General features: G+C 60.0%; 22 protein-coding genes and 1 tRNA gene. 5 read left to right on the top strand and 18 right to left on the bottom strand.

Annotated elements, in window-relative coordinates:
• Nucleotides 1-64: 64 nt before the first annotated feature.
• From NCS28_RS14100 to NCS28_RS14065, 8 genes are all read right to left on the bottom strand, one after another.
• A complete protein-coding gene (locus NCS28_RS14100) occupies nucleotides 65-586 on the bottom strand; it encodes a hypothetical protein (RefSeq protein WP_250514374.1) in 522 nt (173 codons plus the stop codon).
• A 39-nt stretch (nucleotides 587-625) separates the two neighbouring features.
• A complete protein-coding gene (locus NCS28_RS14095; protein WP_250514373.1) occupies nucleotides 626-856 on the bottom strand; it encodes a type I toxin-antitoxin system ptaRNA1 family toxin in 231 nt (76 codons plus the stop codon).
• 67 nt (nucleotides 857-923) lie between these two features.
• Nucleotides 924-2,345, bottom strand: coding sequence for a P-type conjugative transfer protein TrbL (gene trbL / locus NCS28_RS14090; RefSeq protein ID WP_502801190.1), 1,422 nt, complete (start codon nucleotides 2,343-2,345; stop codon nucleotides 924-926).
• 23 nt (nucleotides 2,346-2,368) lie between these two features.
• Complete coding sequence (locus tag NCS28_RS14085; protein WP_250514371.1) at nucleotides 2,369-2,557, bottom strand: hypothetical protein; 189 nt, start codon at nucleotides 2,555-2,557, stop codon at nucleotides 2,369-2,371.
• Nucleotides 2,558-2,567: 10 nt separating this feature from the next.
• On the bottom strand, nucleotides 2,568-3,344 hold the full coding sequence (gene trbJ / locus NCS28_RS14080) for a P-type conjugative transfer protein TrbJ (RefSeq protein ID WP_284504847.1): 777 nt from the start codon (nucleotides 3,342-3,344) through the stop codon (nucleotides 2,568-2,570).
• 84 nt (nucleotides 3,345-3,428) lie between these two features.
• A complete protein-coding gene (gene traJ, locus NCS28_RS14075) occupies nucleotides 3,429-3,791 on the bottom strand; it encodes a conjugal transfer transcriptional regulator TraJ (protein ID WP_133792381.1) in 363 nt (120 codons plus the stop codon).
• Nucleotides 3,792-4,130: 339 nt separating this feature from the next.
• Nucleotides 4,131-4,370, bottom strand: a complete 240-nt coding sequence (locus NCS28_RS14070) for a TraK family protein (protein ID WP_250514370.1) — start codon at nucleotides 4,368-4,370, stop codon at nucleotides 4,131-4,133.
• 188 nt (nucleotides 4,371-4,558) lie between these two features.
• Complete coding sequence (locus NCS28_RS14065) at nucleotides 4,559-4,843, bottom strand: hypothetical protein (RefSeq protein WP_250514369.1); 285 nt, start codon at nucleotides 4,841-4,843, stop codon at nucleotides 4,559-4,561.
• Nucleotides 4,844-5,101: 258 nt separating this feature from the next.
• On the opposite strand from NCS28_RS14065, the gene NCS28_RS14060 reads away from it, so the two are divergent.
• Nucleotides 5,102-5,656 (top strand): hypothetical protein, encoded by a 555-nt coding sequence (locus tag NCS28_RS14060; RefSeq protein WP_250514368.1) that lies wholly within the window; start codon nucleotides 5,102-5,104, stop codon nucleotides 5,654-5,656.
• Nucleotides 5,657-6,069: 413 nt separating this feature from the next.
• Here the strand turns inward: NCS28_RS14060 and NCS28_RS14055 are convergent, their stop codons facing one another.
• From NCS28_RS14055 to NCS28_RS14030, 6 genes are all read right to left on the bottom strand, one after another.
• Complete coding sequence (locus NCS28_RS14055) at nucleotides 6,070-7,089, bottom strand: replication initiator protein A (protein WP_250514367.1); 1,020 nt, start codon at nucleotides 7,087-7,089, stop codon at nucleotides 6,070-6,072.
• A 638-nt stretch (nucleotides 7,090-7,727) separates the two neighbouring features.
• Nucleotides 7,728-7,803: transfer RNA gene (locus NCS28_RS14050), tRNA-Ala, on the bottom strand.
• A 66-nt stretch (nucleotides 7,804-7,869) separates the two neighbouring features.
• Nucleotides 7,870-8,214, bottom strand: a complete 345-nt coding sequence (locus NCS28_RS14045) for a c-type cytochrome (RefSeq protein WP_250514366.1) — start codon at nucleotides 8,212-8,214, stop codon at nucleotides 7,870-7,872.
• On the bottom strand, nucleotides 8,211-9,017 hold the full coding sequence (locus NCS28_RS14040; protein WP_250514365.1) for a BON domain-containing protein: 807 nt from the start codon (nucleotides 9,015-9,017) through the stop codon (nucleotides 8,211-8,213). Before NCS28_RS14040 ends, NCS28_RS14045 begins: the two co-directional genes overlap by 4 nt.
• A gap of 23 nt (nucleotides 9,018-9,040) precedes the next feature.
• Nucleotides 9,041-9,628, bottom strand: coding sequence for a phosphoheptose isomerase (locus NCS28_RS14035; protein WP_250514364.1), 588 nt, complete (start codon nucleotides 9,626-9,628; stop codon nucleotides 9,041-9,043).
• A gap of 103 nt (nucleotides 9,629-9,731) precedes the next feature.
• Nucleotides 9,732-10,085 (bottom strand): YraN family protein, encoded by a 354-nt coding sequence (locus NCS28_RS14030; RefSeq protein WP_250514363.1) that lies wholly within the window; start codon nucleotides 10,083-10,085, stop codon nucleotides 9,732-9,734.
• Nucleotides 10,086-10,165: 80 nt separating this feature from the next.
• On the opposite strand from NCS28_RS14030, the gene rsmI reads away from it, so the two are divergent.
• The gene (rsmI, locus tag NCS28_RS14025) at nucleotides 10,166-11,056 is read left to right on the top strand and encodes a 16S rRNA (cytidine(1402)-2'-O)-methyltransferase (RefSeq protein WP_250514430.1); all 891 of its coding nucleotides are present in this window, start codon (nucleotides 10,166-10,168) and stop codon (nucleotides 11,054-11,056) included.
• 54 nt (nucleotides 11,057-11,110) lie between these two features.
• Here rsmI and NCS28_RS14020 read toward each other — a convergent pair whose 3' ends face one another.
• Nucleotides 11,111-11,719, bottom strand: coding sequence for a septal ring lytic transglycosylase RlpA family protein (locus NCS28_RS14020; RefSeq protein ID WP_250514362.1), 609 nt, complete (start codon nucleotides 11,717-11,719; stop codon nucleotides 11,111-11,113).
• Nucleotides 11,720-12,382: 663 nt separating this feature from the next.
• Between NCS28_RS14020 and NCS28_RS14015 the strand changes: the two genes are divergently transcribed.
• The 3 genes from NCS28_RS14015 to NCS28_RS14005 all read left to right on the top strand — a co-directional run bounded on the left by NCS28_RS14015 (nucleotide 12,383) and on the right by NCS28_RS14005 (nucleotide 14,214).
• A complete protein-coding gene (locus tag NCS28_RS14015) occupies nucleotides 12,383-13,027 on the top strand; it encodes an MBL fold metallo-hydrolase (protein WP_250514361.1) in 645 nt (214 codons plus the stop codon).
• Nucleotides 13,024-13,638, top strand: coding sequence for a 3'-5' exonuclease family protein (locus tag NCS28_RS14010; RefSeq protein WP_250514360.1), 615 nt, complete (start codon nucleotides 13,024-13,026; stop codon nucleotides 13,636-13,638). The genes NCS28_RS14015 and NCS28_RS14010 overlap by 4 nt, the downstream gene beginning before the upstream one ends.
• Nucleotides 13,639-13,755: 117 nt before the next feature.
• The gene (locus NCS28_RS14005) at nucleotides 13,756-14,214 is read left to right on the top strand and encodes an Lrp/AsnC family transcriptional regulator (protein ID WP_008352298.1); all 459 of its coding nucleotides are present in this window, start codon (nucleotides 13,756-13,758) and stop codon (nucleotides 14,212-14,214) included.
• A 7-nt stretch (nucleotides 14,215-14,221) separates the two neighbouring features.
• Here the strand turns inward: NCS28_RS14005 and NCS28_RS14000 are convergent, their stop codons facing one another.
• From NCS28_RS14000 to NCS28_RS13990, 3 genes are all read right to left on the bottom strand, one after another.
• Complete coding sequence (locus NCS28_RS14000; protein WP_250514429.1) at nucleotides 14,222-15,409, bottom strand: cation diffusion facilitator family transporter; 1,188 nt, start codon at nucleotides 15,407-15,409, stop codon at nucleotides 14,222-14,224.
• Nucleotides 15,410-15,553: 144 nt separating this feature from the next.
• Nucleotides 15,554-15,856 (bottom strand): H-NS histone family protein, encoded by a 303-nt coding sequence (locus tag NCS28_RS13995; protein ID WP_061158677.1) that lies wholly within the window; start codon nucleotides 15,854-15,856, stop codon nucleotides 15,554-15,556.
• 358 nt (nucleotides 15,857-16,214) lie between these two features.
• Complete coding sequence (locus NCS28_RS13990) at nucleotides 16,215-16,895, bottom strand: HugZ family pyridoxamine 5'-phosphate oxidase (protein ID WP_250514359.1); 681 nt, start codon at nucleotides 16,893-16,895, stop codon at nucleotides 16,215-16,217.
• Nucleotides 16,896-16,902: the final 7 nt, after the last annotated feature.

The following is a 16,902-nucleotide window of genomic DNA, read 5'->3' as shown; positions in this document are numbered from 1 at the left end:
GAGGGAGAGCGGCAAAGGCTTCTCCTCGCGAGTCGACGTATCCGATCTTCACCGACTCCGTGCGTTACATGTTTGCCGGACGGTTCGCTCTGGCTCGAAGGTCATTCGGGGTAGCTCTCGGTAACGAGATGAAGTCGCGCTCGGCTATTGTCTCGTAGGTGCCTCGAAAGGGTAGGTAGACCTCCACAACCCACGAATCAGATTCTTTTCGCCCTGCAAAAGGGTGAAGAACTTCGCCATCTGGACGCTTGCGGTCAAATCGCAGAACCCCTTCGTGCGGATACGGGTGTGCGTTCCGAATCTCCATCATCCGTGTGACGACTTCATGGGGAAAGCCAGGATGCGCGGAAGTACGCGCGGCGTGGACCGCCGCACGAATCGATTCCTCGACTGCAAGGTGACAACGTGCAATGTCCTCCTCATCGAACACCTCTTCTTTGACGATATAGGGCGGCCCTTCATACCAGTGCGGATCGTCGTGCTCCAACCGGATCGCCAGGATGGTTCGCGCCCCGACATCGGTGCAACGCCACCATCCGGTGCAATCCATGAAGACCAGGCCGATATTAAAGTCGATGTGGTTCACGGAAACTCCTTGTGCCGATAGATGCCGCTCGCCAGCGACTCAATGGTGCTGCAAGGTTTCGCGTACAGCAGCCATTGCCTCACTGAAATCCAGGCGCGTCGCTCGTCCAGTTTCGGCCTGGTAGAAAACGACCATGAACAAGTTCGCAACTGCCTCGGCCATTTTCGATAGCTCCCGAGCGGTGCGCTGGTCCATGAAGTCCAGGTCAGCGAGTTGCATTGCGGCGTGATGGATAACTTGCTGCGCTTCGGTATTATGCGTAGTTGCCATGCTTCACCTCTCTTGCAGGTGTTGATACGTGGAAGTGCCGGCCGGTTGCCGCCGGCCGGTGCGCTTTCTAAGCATCGTCTTGCGTTGGGCGTTGCCTGTTCACGAACGCGGTTACCTCGTCGTTCGTGGTGGTGCCGGCCGTCGCATTTTGCTGACCTCCACCGAGACTGTCGCCGGCGAAACTCGGTCCGGCGTCGATGCCGGCGCCGCTCTTGCTCGAAATTGCCGATGCGATTTTGCCGCCCGTCGTCAGCGCGACTCGTTCCTTGGCGGTATCCGCGATGTTCGCGGCTTTGCCCTTGGCGATTTCGCCTGCACCCTTGGCGAGATTCCCGCCCATGTCAGCCGCGAACCGACCGGCCGTGCTCATCGCCGATGCGAAGCCACCGCTGCCACTCGAACCACCAAGCGAAGCACCGCCCGAACCACCGCTGATACCGCTCGAGCTGCCGCCGTCCGAGAACATGCCGCGCCCCTCGGCCATGTTCTGCTGCGCTGACTGAAACGCTGCCTTAAGCGCCGACGCCCCACCGGCCGCGCTTGTCGCGCCAGTCATCGCAGCAGAACCGACCGAAGCTGCCGCGCTCGCGGTCATGGCGGCTGCGCCCATCACCGAAGCAACCCCTACGCCACCTATGGACCCAGCGCCGCCAACCCCGACGATGCCTGCGATCCTCGGCGGCACCTTGTTCGTGAGATACATCAGCACGAATGCGGCGATGAGCATGATCGCCATTTCCTTGAGGTCGATGCCGGCTCTCATGCTGGCGTAGTACTCGTTGATGAACGTTCTGCCGATGCCGATGAGCAGCAGCATCACCATCATCTCGGCACCGATCGCCAGGACATGCTTGTAGTAGCTGATTGCGATGTCCGACGTCCAGCGCGCCCCGCCAAAGCCTAGGAAGAACACTCCGCCGTAGATCATGATCCAGGCCGACACGAAGACCAGCAGCAGGTTCACACCGACAATCGTGAGAACAATCATCACCACCAACGCCATGAGAAGGCCGACCACGCTGTCCGTTGGCGACCAGACCGACGACTGATCGAACGCCTTGGTAAAGATGTCGTAGCCGATTTGCACGATACCTCCTGGCGTAAAATCGGTTGACTGGCCAATGGCCTTGGCACCGATCATCCACATCGACTTTACGATGGAGTCGGCAATCGCGGGGCCATTGAACAGAATCCACCAGAAGAAGCCGAGCACGGCGAAGAAGCGAACGATTTCGGCAAACGCCTCCTGAATGCCGGCGTTTCGCAACGCCATCATTCCGAAGGTCCACACCATGCTTATCAGCGCGAGGCCCCAAAAGAGCCACGATGCGTAACTGACCATGACGCTGCCCCACGCGCTGGCTGCGGCCTGGTATTTCCCCATCACCGAATCGACCACATCGGCATTCATCGGCGCGGCCGTCACAGTCGCCGAGTACGCGACGGCCATCAAGCCGAGCACTGAGAGTTTGCCGCCGTTGGAAAACATCGTTTTCATAGTGCTGTCCTTCGTCATTGATCGCTTTTCTGCGGTTGTGACGGCGTATCGCCCCATGACCAGTTTTTTGGAGACGGGGTGACGATGTTGCTGCCATCATGCAGTTGTTTCGCGGCGGCAGCCCGCTGGGAATCGGTCTGGGTGCTCTTGTCATTGCAGCCTGCAAGGAGCCCGATCAATGAGAGCGAGATAATGAATTTCATCGTCGCCCCCTTATTGGAAGCTCCAGTTTTTCGGTGTCGGGGTGGTGATGTTGCTGCCATCACGAAGCTGCTTTGCCGATGCCGCCTGCTGAGCCTCTCGATCTGCAATCACCTGCGCGCGGGTGGCGGCCGCTGTTGCCTGCGCTGTCAGCATGCCCCGGATTTGCATGAGCTGGTTTGTCTGCGCGCTAGCGAGCTGGTTCGCTGCCTGCAGCGCCTGCATTTGTCCCTGCGCACTCGTCGCTTGTGACTGCAACTGGCGAAGGTTCGCGGCGTCTGTCGCAAGCGTTTGTTGCTGCTGATCGACGCCCTTCAATACGGCATCGTTCGCCTTTTTTTGCGCCTCAGAGCCGTTCGCTTGCGCATCAAGCAATGCTTGCCGCTGCGCGTCTGTGCAACCAGTCGAGGTGAAGCACGGCGACGAGCGGTAATAGGCCACGTCTTGGTAACGCGACAGATACCCGTCGATGCTCCCAGCCTGGTTCTTGTAGTAGTTCAGCGTGTCCTGTGCTTGCAGGAGCTTGCTGATGGTCTGGTTTGCCTGATCCCACACGTAGGCAGCCGGCGCGAGCGTGTTTTGCAGCATGTTTTGGTATTGCTGCAACTGCGTCTCGTACTGCTGAATCTGTTTCGTGACCGCAGCCACGTTTTGCATGGCACTGATCGTCGTTTGAACAACGTTCGTCGCGTCGATAACGGGGATGCCGGCGTGTACCGGGCCACCGAATGCTGCTGTGATTCCGATAGCCAATGCCATCTTGGCGGCCTGGCGCGTTGCTCTACGCATCTTGTTTCTCCTTCGATTTGTGAGACGCCGCGCCGCGAACCGAACATCAGTAGCGTCCGGTGCTCGTTTTAGCGGCCAAAAAATTCATCCGTGCACTATTCGACTCATGACAGCCCGCAATTCGTCCTGCGTGGTCTCGATCTTCGCCAGCAGGGCGCGGATGGTCGCTGGTGTGAATCCGGCCGTCCGCTCGTCGTTCGTCAGCCAGAGCTTCAACAGGCCACCGAGGCGACCGAGGTCGCCATTGACTCGGGCCAAATCTTGGACCTGAACGAGATCGAGGATGCCGCGAACCTCATAGCCCACACCCACGTTGCGCAAGTAGGCGGCGATGCTCAAGCCAGTGGCCGCCGCGTTGCGCTTTATTGCTGCCTCTTCGTCGGGCAAGACGGGCACGCGGAGGTGACGACCATGCTTGCGCGTTGTCATCTTTTTCTCGTCGTTCATCGCTTCTCCAAGCCGGTGTGAACCGGCACTAATCGGCGGTAGCCGCTGCCTCGCAGAGCAGGATTCCCGTTGAGCGCCGAGGGCGCGAATAAGGGGAGTGAAGATAGATAGCCGGCTTGCCGGTTAGCTAACTTCACCTATCCTGCCCCGAGATTGACTCTGTATTTTTCGGGGGAAGGTCTGCAACGAAGCGTGTCCCCCCTGTCGAAAACGTTGCATTTGGCTGCTTTTTTTCGATTGATCGAAAGAACAACGTGCGAATACCGCATTGGTCGAAAAAGGACATGTCTTGTTCGACTCCAGGAAGGCAATGGCCGAATGCAGCAAGGTCGCTGACCATTACCGAGCCATTTCCTGATTGCGCGTCAACTCGCCGGCGTATCTGCGGAAAGCCTGGTAGCCGTAGCGGATGTGTCCTTCCTCTACCAGTGCCTCCCAGATGCTCATCAGTGAATGCCCGTCATCGATGGCTGCTTGAATTTCGGTGCGCATAAGAAGAAACGCTGCGCGGTTTCTTGCATTTCGTCCAATGGACTGCCTCAAGGCGCGCTCCGCAATTCGTTCCGACAGCGATTTCATAGCTTCAAACCTCGTAGCCGTGCGACGACAGCACCTGAGCCACGTTCGCACCTTCCCAACTTCCCGGGCGGCTGATCACCATGCCGGCATCTTCCGCAAGCATCGCCAGCAACGTTGAAGGCGTCAGATCGCCGTGACTTGTGAATCCTTCTCGCATCTTGTTCGACCGCGTACAGCGAATAGTCAGCTCACGAAGATTTGCCGCCGTCTCCTCGGATACTTCGATCGACATTCGCTTCATCACGTCGCTCCCCTTCCGTTGCGATTCCTGCATCGAACAGGCGCGCGACTGCCTCGGTGGGAAAGTACATGCGGCGGCCGATGTAAACCTTCTGGGCATTGAGAGATCGCGCCCATTCGCTCTTCGACTTCAGCAGGGCCATTCGCAAGCCTTCTGGTTTCCGGCTTAATGTCGCGGCCAATTGCTCGAGAGTCATGACAGCGCCGTACCGCTCTTTCAAGATGTCGAACATTGAACTCACACACTGGGCTTGATTCCGGTTGATTGACGTTGTTGCATGAATTCTTGGGCAAGCAGGAATAGAATTGCATTGCGAATAATCAGGCGTTTTCTTACTAGGGTTTAAAGACCTATGGCGCGACCTGCACGAAGCGATTCAGAAAAACGGCAAGGCGGCATGCGCGCGGCTGCGCTCCTGCACATACTCGCTGCTCGCGTGGGGGCAGAGAACCCACACCAATTCGCAGCGCGCTTTGACGATAAGGTTGGCATGCTGACCCAACAGTCCGGAAAGTGGCGGCCGAACTTCAGCGGAGAAAAGCCGCTGTCCGCACAACAAAGAGCGCTGCTGACGCGCCTCGACGCCGACGCGGATGTCCTGCATGAGAACGGCCCGGCAGATCTGTGGAAAGCGATGTGGGGACGGCTGGACGAGTTGCAGTCGATACTATCCGGCGAGCTGAAAGAGTGGCGAACGCTTGATATGGTGCTCGCAGAATTCGAGGCCGATATGCTACTGGCCGAGCGTGATCGTGCGCCCGTTGCCCTTGCATATTTGGCGAAGGCAGTTGCCTTATACCGGCTGCACCAAGAGGTCGAGGCCATCGTTCCCGTTGGTCTCGATGGCGAGGGAATTTGCCGATGCCTGCGGCTCTGTCTGGATAACGACCACGTACAGCAGGAGCTCTCCCATCTTGGCGTCAAACAAGCTGTTGATGCGGAGCTCACGAACTGGATCGTCTCGCGGCCCGATATGGAGATAGCGTGGGCACCGGCCGAGGCGCGATGGAATGTCCTCGCTTTTCGGCTGGATTGGGTCCATTGAACGTGCCGAGAAATTTAGCGGCTAAAATTCCGCTGCTCGCGTCCCTCAAGTGTCAATGAAATGCATTCGGCGACGACTCTTCGATGTAGCGGCGAGACCCACGCGCAGGGCGGATGAACGAAAACTTCGGTTACCGAAACGAAGCTTCTTGACAGATGAGGGACAAGTTGAGGGGCGAGCGCGGTAGCACAACGCAACGACTACTTGCTTGTGCTACCGCGCGAAGAGCGTCGGCGGAACGTTAAAGGTTTTATATAGAGTTATATCGCGCGCGCGCGTTACGGTTTTTGAAACCCTTGCCGTACAAGGCGATTCGGGACGTGCTCATCCTTAAAAGCACGAGGAGGCGCATCCCCAAAAGCACGTGGCAAGCCACAGCGCTGCATCCCTAAAGGCACGTGATAATTCACAGGTCAGATTAAGTTATCCACAACGGTACGCACGTAGTTTGCCGGACATTTGGGCCCACCTCGCTTGCGAACACATGCCTTCTCACGAGCCTTGGCCGAGGTGGGAGGCAGCCCCTTCACGATAGCCGCGATTTCAGCTCGGTAGCCTTTCGGGCCGTTAGCGTAGAACGCTACCGCGTCGGCCTTAGGGTCATAGGCCATGCGGTAGTCAGGTAGCTCGCCGGAGGCGGCCAGCGCCTTGATAGCCGCCCGAAATTTGAATAGCTTGTCGGCACTGCCGCTCTTCTCATGCAGCGTGGCGATACTAGGCTTCCAGGTCGGTTGCCTGCCACAGTGCTTGCGGGCGAGTTCGTATATGCGCCGGTCAAGAGGCTTGCGCAGGCGGAAGTAGTCTGGTGACAGGGTTAGCACGTGCATAGCGTCCACGCTGCGAAACAGCCAGTCTGGCAAGGTCACTTCCACGGCCACCATGCGGTTATCGCCGTCGCGTTCAACGACCTTGGCCGAATCGATCAATCCGAAGAACCCGCGTTCGCGCTTACCCGCCGTCTCGATGTTGGTTTCGATGCGCGTGCCGGTGAGTCGTGCGAGCATCTCTCCCATGCGGATATAGGCACGGCCGCTGGCGTCGCGATTTGTCGTGTGCAGAAAGTCGTAGGCAGTGAAACGTACGGTGCGTGCAATCTCGCGGCCACGGTTCTTCGCCTCAACCAACTGGCTGATGCAGTAGATCCATAGGTCTTTGTCATGAATCGTCGCGCAGCCGTCGATCCCAGGTTTTACTGTTACCGTAGTCCCGTTTCGCTCGTACATTCGTACACGCCGGTCACCGGCGCGTAAAGCGAATAAGGGGTGCTCCATGCTTGCCACGTCGTCCTTCGGTGAAGCATCGAGAATGTCAGCAACGAAGAAATCTCGTTGCTGATGCCTGTGCGGTGCAAGGCGCGAGTGCGTCGATGCGGACGCATCGCAAGCACCGCCAGGCGACGCCAGCGGCGTCGCCTCGACGATGAATGCTTGCATGGCTTACACCTCGGCCGCGACTTCGTCGGACGAGGATCGGATGCCGGATTGCTTATGATGTTGGCTCCGCTGTCGTGCAATCTGCTCAGCCTTGGTAGGCCGGCCTCGGCGCGATCGCGAATCTTCCGCGACCACCGAGGCCACGGGTCGAGAGATACCCTCGACATGCGAGGCTAGCCAGCGTTCAACGTCCTCAACACGCCAGAGTAGGCGCTTGGTGCTCGGAAGACGACAGATAGGAGGAAGAGATTGTGGATTGCGGGTCGCATCGCTTCGGATGCTCGCAACGGACTTGTGCAGATAGGCGGACAGCTGCTCGACCGTGATCAGTTCTTTCATCAAAGAGATCCCACGGCGGGTCGACAAGAAACCCGGCCGGATACTCTCTCCGCGCGCGATTGATGAAAGACGGTGCCAGCCGTCTGCTGCCGATGTAATCGGCTCGCGGATAAATCATACAACGAATCGAAGGATGCTGAGCATACGTGCGCACTTGATCGCAGCCCGGAAGACGCAGGGTCGTGGCGCGAGCGTTGCCGATTGGCACAAATTTGGCACACACGATGTGCCAAAACCTGCTTCCGAATGCAAAACAACGTACATCGCAAGACGTAGTGCGTTGTTATTATTGAAACTTTTGGTGGAGAGGAGGAGGATCGAACTCCCGACCTTCGCATTGCGAACGCGACGCTCTCCCAGCTGAGCTACCCCCCCAACGAACCGAAATTGTATCACAGCCAAACCGGCGACAAGCAAGCCCCCGGACGATTCGACACGCGCTTACTTCTGTGGCGCCCCCGCCAGAACCCACGCGACGACCGCCTTGATATCCGCATCGTTCATCCTGGGATGCGACGGCATCGGAATGGAGCCCCACACGCCCGCACCACCATTCTTCACCTTCTTCTCAAGCTTCGCGCCCGCCTGCGGATCGCCCTTGTACTTCTCGGCGACCTGCTGAAACGACGGTCCCACGAGCTTGCGATCGATCGCATGACACCCCATGCACGCATTGCTTCGCGCAATCGCAATCGCATTCGCCGATGAACCCGGCTGCTCCGCCGCGAACGCACCAAAAGACGCCGCGATCAACACCGCGCCGACAATCAGACGCGCCGTACTCATTTCGCCGCAGGACCCGGGTTAGGATTACCCGGATGCACATCCGAGTTCTTCACGGGCGCGGGCGACTGCATATCGAGCGGACGCGACGTCACGCCCGAATCGGGCACAGTGCCGACCGTCGCATCGGCAGGAGCGGGGGAGCTCGCCGCAGAAACCGCGCTCGCATCGGATGCAGCTGCCGCTTCCAGCGCTTGTGCCTCTTCAGGCTTGATGTACTGGAACACCTTCACGACCTGCTCCACGCCCGGCACGCGCGCGGCGACATCCGCGCCATGCGCGCCTTCGTCCGTCGTGACGAGACCCATCAGATAAACGACGCTGCGCTCACACACCACCTTGTAGTAGTTCGCGCGCAAGTCCTTCTCGCCGACCATCGCGGTCTTCACACGAGTCTCAAGATACGAGTCGTTCGCGCGCGACGAGATCGAACTCGCGCCCTGAATCGCCAGTTCGTTGACGATGCTGCCCACGTTATTGATGTCGCGCACGACGGCTTCGGCCTTCTGCTTCGACGCCTCGTCGGGCACCTCGCCGGTCAGCAGCACGCGCCGGTTGAACACGGTCACGTTGACATGCGCCGTATCGGGCAGATTGTCGTTGATCCGCGAAAGCGCCTTCACCTGAATCTCGCGGTCTTCGGTCTGCGCACCGAGCGTGCGGCGATCCGTGGCGATCAACGTGCCGCCGGCCGCCGCGCCGACGACTGCGAGCGCACAGCCCTGCAACGTCAATGCGACTCCCGACAACATGCTCACCACGAGCGTGGCTTGGGCCAGCGTCGCCTTGACGCGTGTCTTGTTCATCAACTCCGTTCCCCCTTTCAGTTTCAGTCGTCGCCGAGCAGCATCGAATCGATGCCGTCGCACAGACAATGAATGGTCAGCAGATGGACTTCCTGGATGCGCGCCGTTCGATCGGACGGCACGCAGATGTGAATATCGGTTTCGGCGAGTACGTCGGACATCGCGCCGCCGCCCTTACCGGACAGCGCGATCACGATCATCTCGCGCTCGTGCGCTTCCTGAATCGCCGCGAGCACGTTGACCGAGTTGCCCGACGTGCTGATCGCAAGCAGCACATCGCCCGACTGGCCGAGCGCGCGGACCTGGTTCGAGAAGATCTGCTCGAACGCATAGTCATTGCCGATGGCCGTGAGAATCGACGTATCGGTCGTCAACGCGATGGCCGGCAAGCCCGGACGCTCGCGCTCGAAGCGGCCGATCAGCTGTGCGGCGAAGCGTTGCGCATCGGCAGCGGAACCGCCGTTGCCGCAGACGAGAATCTTGTTGCCGTTGGCGAGTGCGCCGAAGAGCGTGTCGACGGCGGCCGCGATCGGAACCGCCAGCGCGTCGAGTGCTTCGAGTTTGAGTGCCGCGCTGTCGCGGAATTGCTGTTGAATACGTTCGATTGACATCGACTCTCGATCATCGGCCGCGGCGCGCGGCGGTATGTGGCTTGAACGCTCAAAGCGTCGGTTGTTGCGCAGTTTACCGCATGCATCACGCGACGAACCTCGCTCATGCGTCATCGGCGCGAAACGCATCGGGCAGCCAGTGCACGCGACCCGTATCGAACGCGACGACATCGAAGCGGCACGCCGGCAACGCGCCGCGCCAGGTCGCGAGAAAATGCTGCGCGGCATGCACGAGGCGGGCGCGCTTTCTCGCATCGACACTCGCGGCGGCATTCGCGTAACGCCTGCTCTTCCTCGCGCGAACTTCGACGAACACGAGCGCTCCGCAAGCATCGAGCATCACGAGATCGATCTCGCCGCCCCGGCACGTCACATTGCGCGCGACGAGACGCATGCGCTGCCGCTGCAGAAATTCCAGCGCACGCGACTCGAAAACATCGCCGAGCGTTTTGGACAAGACTCCTCCATAAAAGTTGTCGGCGAGCCATACGGATCGCGCGTGGCAAAATGACGTTCTTTCCTTCGACGCCCGCGCTCATGCTTCAGATCTCCGAACTCGCCGCCGGGCAGCACTATCCGACGAGCGCGCTCTATGTGGTCGCGACGCCGATCGGCAACGCGGCGGACATCACCGTGCGCGCGCTGCATGTGTTGCAACTCGCGGATCGCATCGCCGCCGAAGACACACGCAACACCGCGCAACTGCTCGCGCGCTACGGCATCTCGAAGCCATCGATCGCCGTGCACGAGCACAACGAGCGCAGCGCCGCCGAACGCGTCATCGAGCATCTCAGGAACGGCGAGCGCATCGCGTGCGTATCCGACGCCGGCACGCCCGGCATCTCCGATCCCGGCGCGCGTCTCGTCGACGCCGTACGCGACGCCGGTCTGCCCGTCATTCCGCTGCCAGGCGCGAGCGCGCTCACGACCGCGCTCTCCGCGGCGGGCGCGTGGGTGAGCGGCTTCTCGTTCATCGGCTTCCTGCCGACGAAGGCGAAGCAGCGCGCCACGCAACTGCGCACGCTCGCGAAGCATCCGATGGCGCTGGTGTTCTACGAGGCGCCGCATCGCATCGTCGAAACGACGCGCGCGCTCGGCGAGGCGCTCGGCGGCGACAGGCAAGTGCTGATCGCTCGTGAGCTGACGAAGTTACATGAGAGCCTGCATCGCTGCACCCTGGCCGAAGGGCCAACGTGGCTCGAAGCCGACGCGAATCGTCAGCGCGGGGAATTCGTTCTGGTGGTGGAAGGCGCGCCCGAAGCGCAGGACGCCGACGACGCGCACGATGCGCTGCTCTCGACGCTGCTGGAAGAGTTGTCGGTGAAGAGTGCGGCGCGCATCGCCGCGACGTTGACGGGCGCATCGCGCAACGCGCTGTACGAGCGCGCGCTCAAGCTCGCGAAGCTCGACGAAAGCGAAGAGGAATAGCAAACGGGCCGTCGCAAGACGGCCCGTTCCATTTCTGCAAGGCGCGACGTGCGATCAGTTCACGTTGTTGTCGTCGGCAAGCGATTGCGCCTGCTCTTCGCGCGCCGCACGCGCTTCCTGCTGCGTGAGGCCTTCGATCTTCACCTTCTGCGTGCCGGCGCCGCGCATGCCGAGCACCGCCGCGGCGGCGTACGACAAGTCGATCACGCGCCCGCGCACATACGGACCCCGATCGTTGATCTTCACGACCACCGTCTTGTGGTTGGCCTCGTTCGTCACGCGCACCCACGACGCGAGCGGCAGCGTGCGGTGCGCCGCGGTCATCGCGTTCATGTTGAACTTCTCGCCGCTCGCGGTCTTGCGGCCATGGAACATGCGGCCGTACCACGACGCCTTGCCCTTCTGTTCGAAGTTGCCGGCGTCCGGACCGGTCGTGATCGGCTCGGCGCTCGAAAGCGATTGCGCCTGGCTCGGCTTGTCGGCCGGAAGCGCGGAGAGGTGCGAATCGAACGCGAGCTGCGCCGGCGAGCGGGCATTGCTCGTGCTCAGAGAGTCTGTCTTCTGAGGATTGGCTGCGACATCGCCCGAACCCGGCGCGGCGCAACCCGCCAGCACGCCGACTGCTAGCAGGCTTCCGACATGTCGAATAAATCGAGCATTCATAGACGTGTTTACGATAAAAGGAGCAGCCGCGCTGCGCCGGTCGGCGCGCGCATGACTACTCGAGGCTTTGCCGTGCAAAGCAGTACGCCGCTCGGTCAAGCGAACGGCGAAACTGTGCTCGGATGCGGCGCACTCGTGCCGCAAACGCCCGGTTATTGTTCACGTCTGGCGCAACCTGTCCCCGGCAGCCTGACCAGACCCCACAAGCCGCCATCGAACATGGCATCAGTTCGTGCGCTGGAAAATCTTTGTGAGCGCAGGAACGGCGGCGTAGGCCTCATCCGGCATGACGGCTGCAAAGGCCATCAGACAGACGCGCGGCGTCTGGCCGGACAAGACGTGTGCACCTACTGAAGGTGCTTGAGTTGCAAGTACGAGGCTTTTGGCCCCGAACAGCGTACTGACAGCGATTGTAAAAACGCACTAGCGTTTCGGCATTCGCCTATTGACGGCATGGTTAGCTCCATGCACAAGTAGTGTCATTATACAAAAAAACAGCGGTCCGTCTCGCCGGACCCATCAATCTCTCATTGATTTTCACTATGGTCGTAAGAATTGCCGGTCGGTAGCGAATTTAGAGGACGCAGACCGACATCGTTGCACGCGTTATGGCGCCGGTACAATGAACGTTTTTACAGGCCCGCGTGCACCGACGACAGTCATATGAAAGTCATTCTCGTTCCCGTGACGCCTTTTCAGCAGAACTGCTCCATCGCAATCTGCGAAGCGACGAATCGCGCCGCCGTCGTGGACCCGGGCGGCGACATCGAACGCATCATCGCGGAAGTGGAACGGCAAGGCGTGACCGTCGACAAGATTCTCCTGACGCATGGCCACCTCGATCACTGCGGTGGCGCCAAGGCGCTCGCCGCGCATTACGGTATACAGATAGAAGGACCGCATCGTGAGGACGCGTTCTGGATCGACCAGTTGCCCGCGCAGACGCAGCGCTTCGGATTCTCGAACGCCGAGGCGTTCACGCCGGAACGCTGGCTGGCCGACGGCGACACCGTGCAATTCGGCAACGAGTCGATGGAAGTCTACTTCTGTCCGGGCCACACGCCGGGCCACGTCGTGTTCTTCAGCCGGGAACACAAGCTCGCCTTCGTGGGCGATGTACTGTTCGCCGGTTCCATCGGCCGCACGGATTTTCCGCGCGGCAATCATGCGGAGCTCATCCGGTCGATCCGCGAAAAGCTCTGGCCGCTCGGCGACGACGTCACCTTCGTTCCCGGTCACGGCCCGGCATCGACATTCGGCGAGGAGCGGCGCACCAACCCGTTCGTGCGCGACGGAGTGACAGCGTGAACGCGATTCCCGAAATTTACGTCAGCACGGACGTCGAGGCCGATGGCCCGATTCCCGGCCCGCATTCCATGCTGAGCTTCGCGTCGGCTGCCTTCACGGCCGACAAGCAGCTCATCGGCACGTTCTCCGCGAATCTCGAAACATTGGAAGGCGCCGCGCCGCATCCGGTTCAGGCCGCATGGTGGAAAACGCAGCCCGATGCGTGGGTCGCGTGCCGAAAGGATCTGCAGAAGCCGGAGATCGCGCTGCCGGCTTATGTCGAATGGGTGGAGGCGCTGCCGGGCAAGCCGGTGTTCGTCGCGTATCCGGCGGGTTTCGATTTCACTTATATGTTCTGGTACATGATGCGTTTCGCTGAGCGCTGCCCGTTCTCGTGGTCGGCGCTCGACATCAAGACGCTCGCCTTCGCGATGACTGGCCTGCCGTACCGCAAGGCGATCAAGCCGCGTCTGCCGAAACATTGGTTCGACGAGCTGCCGCACACGCATGTCGCGCTCGACGACGCAATCGAGCAAGGCGCGCTCTTTTGCAACATGCTCGCGGAACTGCGGGCGTCGCAGGCGGCGCTGGCGCGGACATCGGCAGAATCGAACGACGACGCCGAAGGGTAAAACCGCGCAGTCAAGCCGATGAGTTAGGGAAACTCCCTCAGTGCGGCCGCATTGCATTGCGTTTCTTTTCTGGCGCCTCTACCATGAGAGTCAAATCGCGACCGAACGGAGGCGCAGTTGACTCTCGATACATTCTCACAAAAAATCCTGCGTCTTCTGCAGCTCGACGCACGGCGCTCCGTTCAGGAAATTTCCGACCAGGTCGGCTTGTCCAGCACGCCGTGCTGGCGCCGTATCAAGGACATGGAGCAATCGGGCGTCATTCAGCGCTATACGGCGCTGCTCGACCGCGAGAAGCTCGGCCTTCACGTCTGCGCGCTCGCGCATATCCATCTGACGCGTCACACCGAGGGCGGCGTCGAGCAATTCGAGCGCGAAATCGCCACCTGTCCGGAAGTGACCGAGTGCTACAGCACGACGGGCGAGTCCGATTACATCCTCAAGATCGTCGCGCCGGATATCAAGGCGTACGACGCCTTCCTGCACGACCGCATCTTCAAAATCCCTGCCGTCGCGCAAGTGCGAACGAGCGTCGTGCTTCGCGAAATCAAGTTCGACACGCAATTGCCGCTCTGAGCGGCGTTCAGCGTGGCGTATCGATCGCGCGCTTCGTCGTCGAGGCAGGCGCGGGATCGAGCGCTTGCGCGACGTGAATCTCACGCGCGCCGATCTTGCGCCTGAGCGCGTCGAGATCTATCGACTTCAGCTTCACGGCCGTGTACGTTGCACCCGGCGCGGGCAGCGTGACATCGACGTTGAAACCGCTGCTCAGGTAATGCAGGTTCAGAGTCTCGACCAGCAAGCCCTGTTGCGCGAACGCCGCGCGCACGGCGTCGCTGACCGTTGAGCGCAACGGAAAATTGCCTGGCAGCGGATTGAGTTCATCGAGTTCGGGATCGACGTGAATGAGTGCGTCGATGACGCGCGTGTCGGCCAGCATGTTCGCGCGCGCCGATTCGGCAATGTAATGGCCTTCCGAAACCGAAATCATCGGATCGACGAGTATGTGCGCATCCACGATGGCGAGATCGCCCATTTTGCGCGTACGGAATTCGTGGACTTCGCGCACGCCGGGCGTCGTTAGCAAAATGGTTCGCAAATCGTCGGTGGTGGTTTGATCGAGTGCGCGATCTGAAAGATCTTGTAATGCGTCCCACGCGAACGTCCATCCCATTTTGCCGATCAGGAATCCGACCAGCGCGGCGGCGATCGGGTCCAAAACCCGAAATCCCGCCAAACTTCCGATAATGCCGAGCGCGACGACCAAAGAAGAAGCGGCATCCGACCGCGCATGCCACGCATTTGCGACGAGCATCGCCGAGCGAACTCGTTCAGCGGCGCGCAGCATATAGCGAAAGAGCGCTTCCTTGGAAACGAGCACGATTATCGCGACCGCCAGCGCGCCCGCTTTTACGGGCGGAATATCCTGAAGGTTGACGATTCGGGTTCCTGCCCGCCACAGCATTCCGACGCCCACCGCGACGAGTAATCCGCCGAGGAATAATGACGCCACCGTTTCATACCGGCTATGGCCGTAGTTATGATCTACGTCGGGCGCGGCGCCTGCATGCTTGTTCGCAATCAGCACGATAAAATCAGACACGATGTCCGCCAGCGAATGAACGCCATCGGCAATCAGTGCCTGAGAGTGCGCAACAAAGCCTACGACGAGTTGCGCCGTGGTTAGCCCGCTATTTAGCGCGATGCTCGTCCAGGTGGTTCTTCGGGCGACCTCCTGCTTTTCCGAAGCGTGTGTAGTTGAAAGCGGCATGTAATTAAACTCAGGCCTTTGACCTACCCAGTTTATCAACCGGTACGTGGCGGCGCTTTTGAAAACCGCCGTGGCTGTTCGCGGAATAAGAAACAAAAGGCCGCGTCATGCGACGCGGCCTTTAGACTTCATCCAGCTCCAACCTTACTTGCCGATCAGGAAGTTGTCCCGATCCTGTCCGGCGATCCACTTCGGCGGCTTGCCGCGGCCCGACCACGTGCTGCCGCTTTCCGGATCGCGGTATTTCGGCGCGACGCCGGAACGGCTGCGTGCCGCCTTCGCGCCTTTTGCACTTCGACCGCCAGCCAGTTCCTGAAGCGTGATTCCATAATCCGCCATTTTCTGCTTGATCTCATTAAGCACTTCGGCGTATTCGCGCGACTTCGCTTCTTCAATCTGACGTTCGAGAGACTCGCGTTGTGCGAGGAGTTCCTTGTATGACGGCATGGCAATTCCCTAAGTGGTTTGCTGACTTGCGAATCAATGCGCTCGCTTTCAGTTATCAGTATAGCCTCGGACTGGCACGCAGATTAACACAGTTCTCATTATTGCGGCATGTGCGAATTGCCACTTAATAAAAAGATTCGCAACTTTCTTCGTAACATTTGCCGAAAATTCCGAAGTTTCGAACGGCTGTTGATCCGATGTAAAAAGTCATGATTCATTGAGCCGCTGGCGGCGTGGTGGCATCGGATGAAAACAACGGCAATAAAATCCGCCGGAAAGTTTCATGGCGTGACAACTTGCCCGGATTCATTGAGCCAACTGTTCGCTCAACGCGAAATCGGGCCGCAACGACTCGGATTTATCGCTGTGAAATCTTGCCTTGCCGCTCAAAGCAATCGATGAGCGCCGCCTTCAAATCTTCGTTCGTCAGTTTGGGGTAATCGAATGTAAAACGATTGCGCGTGCCGTTAAGTAGCAAATCGCAACCGTACCGGTCTACCCCCAATAAGCGAAGATTCTCTGGCCGACCGTCGTACGCATCAAAATATTCGCAAAGCGACGATTGCTCCGCTGCGCAAACCGGCGGCAGCGAATCGAGTTCGCCGCCGGCGAGCCATCCCATCGCGCCGAATCCGCCGATAAACCGCATGCGTTCCAGCGACATCACCCAGAAAGAGAAATCGCCGAGTTCCAGATAACGCGCCGCGTCCGGGTGATAGCGCAAATAACGCCGCGCAAGCTCGTCGCTTTCCTCGGGCCGCGCAGGCGCGAAACTGCCGAGCATCGTCAGGCGCTGACCGTCGAGCACGCCGCCGTCCGCTGCATGCGCGACCAGAAAACCGGCGCGCGCATCGGCGTGAAGATTGCGCGTGTGCTCGGCGAGATGGCTGATGAGAAGCATCGGCACGTGGCGCGCGGTGGGCGCGAACGGCAGCGCTGTCGGATAGGGAAAGCCGCGCGGCTCGCGCGAATGCGTGGCGAGCGTGCCTTCTGACACGCGATGCAGCAAATGGAGCGGCGCTTGCGGCGGAATGTTCATCCGGGTC

Origin of the sequence: Caballeronia sp. INDeC2, from assembly GCF_023631325.1 — a bacterium.
In the GTDB taxonomy this organism is placed as follows: Bacteria; Pseudomonadota; Gammaproteobacteria; order Burkholderiales; family Burkholderiaceae; genus Caballeronia.
Note: the sequence above shows the minus strand (reverse complement) of the source record. Positions and strands in the feature narration are given on the sequence as shown.

Bases quoted from the DNA above. Each gene is read 5' to 3' on its own strand.
- NCS28_RS14060 (WP_250514368.1), top strand. From the start codon at position 5,102: ATGCTGACCCAACAGTCCGGAAAGTGGCGGCCGAACTTCAGCGGAGAA.
- NCS28_RS13990 (WP_250514359.1), bottom strand. From the start codon at position 16,895: ATGAACATTCCGCCGCAAGCGCCGCTCCATTTGCTGCATCGCGTGTCA.
- traJ (WP_133792381.1), bottom strand. From the start codon at position 3,791: ATGAACGACGAGAAAAAGATGACAACGCGCAAGCATGGTCGTCACCTC.
- NCS28_RS14070 (WP_250514370.1), bottom strand. From the start codon at position 4,370: ATGAAATCGCTGTCGGAACGAATTGCGGAGCGCGCCTTGAGGCAGTCC.
- NCS28_RS13995 (WP_061158677.1), bottom strand. From the start codon at position 15,856: ATGCCGTCATACAAGGAACTCCTCGCACAACGCGAGTCTCTCGAACGT.
- trbJ (WP_284504847.1), bottom strand. From the start codon at position 3,344: ATGCGTAGAGCAACGCGCCAGGCCGCCAAGATGGCATTGGCTATCGGA.
- NCS28_RS14000 (WP_250514429.1), bottom strand. From the start codon at position 15,409: ATGCCGCTTTCAACTACACACGCTTCGGAAAAGCAGGAGGTCGCCCGA.
- NCS28_RS14040 (WP_250514365.1), bottom strand. From the start codon at position 9,017: ATGAACAAGACACGCGTCAAGGCGACGCTGGCCCAAGCCACGCTCGTG.
- NCS28_RS14065 (WP_250514369.1), bottom strand. From the start codon at position 4,843: ATGTTCGACATCTTGAAAGAGCGGTACGGCGCTGTCATGACTCTCGAG.
- NCS28_RS14020 (WP_250514362.1), bottom strand. From the start codon at position 11,719: ATGAATGCTCGATTTATTCGACATGTCGGAAGCCTGCTAGCAGTCGGC.
- NCS28_RS14015 (WP_250514361.1), top strand. From the start codon at position 12,383: ATGAAAGTCATTCTCGTTCCCGTGACGCCTTTTCAGCAGAACTGCTCC.
- NCS28_RS14085 (WP_250514371.1), bottom strand. From the start codon at position 2,557: ATGAAATTCATTATCTCGCTCTCATTGATCGGGCTCCTTGCAGGCTGC.
- NCS28_RS14095 (WP_250514373.1), bottom strand. From the start codon at position 856: ATGGCAACTACGCATAATACCGAAGCGCAGCAAGTTATCCATCACGCC.
- NCS28_RS14035 (WP_250514364.1), bottom strand. From the start codon at position 9,628: ATGTCAATCGAACGTATTCAACAGCAATTCCGCGACAGCGCGGCACTC.
- rsmI (WP_250514430.1), top strand. From the start codon at position 10,166: ATGCTTCAGATCTCCGAACTCGCCGCCGGGCAGCACTATCCGACGAGC.
- trbL (WP_502801190.1), bottom strand. From the start codon at position 2,345: ATGTTTTCCAACGGCGGCAAACTCTCAGTGCTCGGCTTGATGGCCGTC.
- NCS28_RS14045 (WP_250514366.1), bottom strand. From the start codon at position 8,214: ATGAGTACGGCGCGTCTGATTGTCGGCGCGGTGTTGATCGCGGCGTCT.
- NCS28_RS14055 (WP_250514367.1), bottom strand. From the start codon at position 7,089: ATGCAAGCATTCATCGTCGAGGCGACGCCGCTGGCGTCGCCTGGCGGT.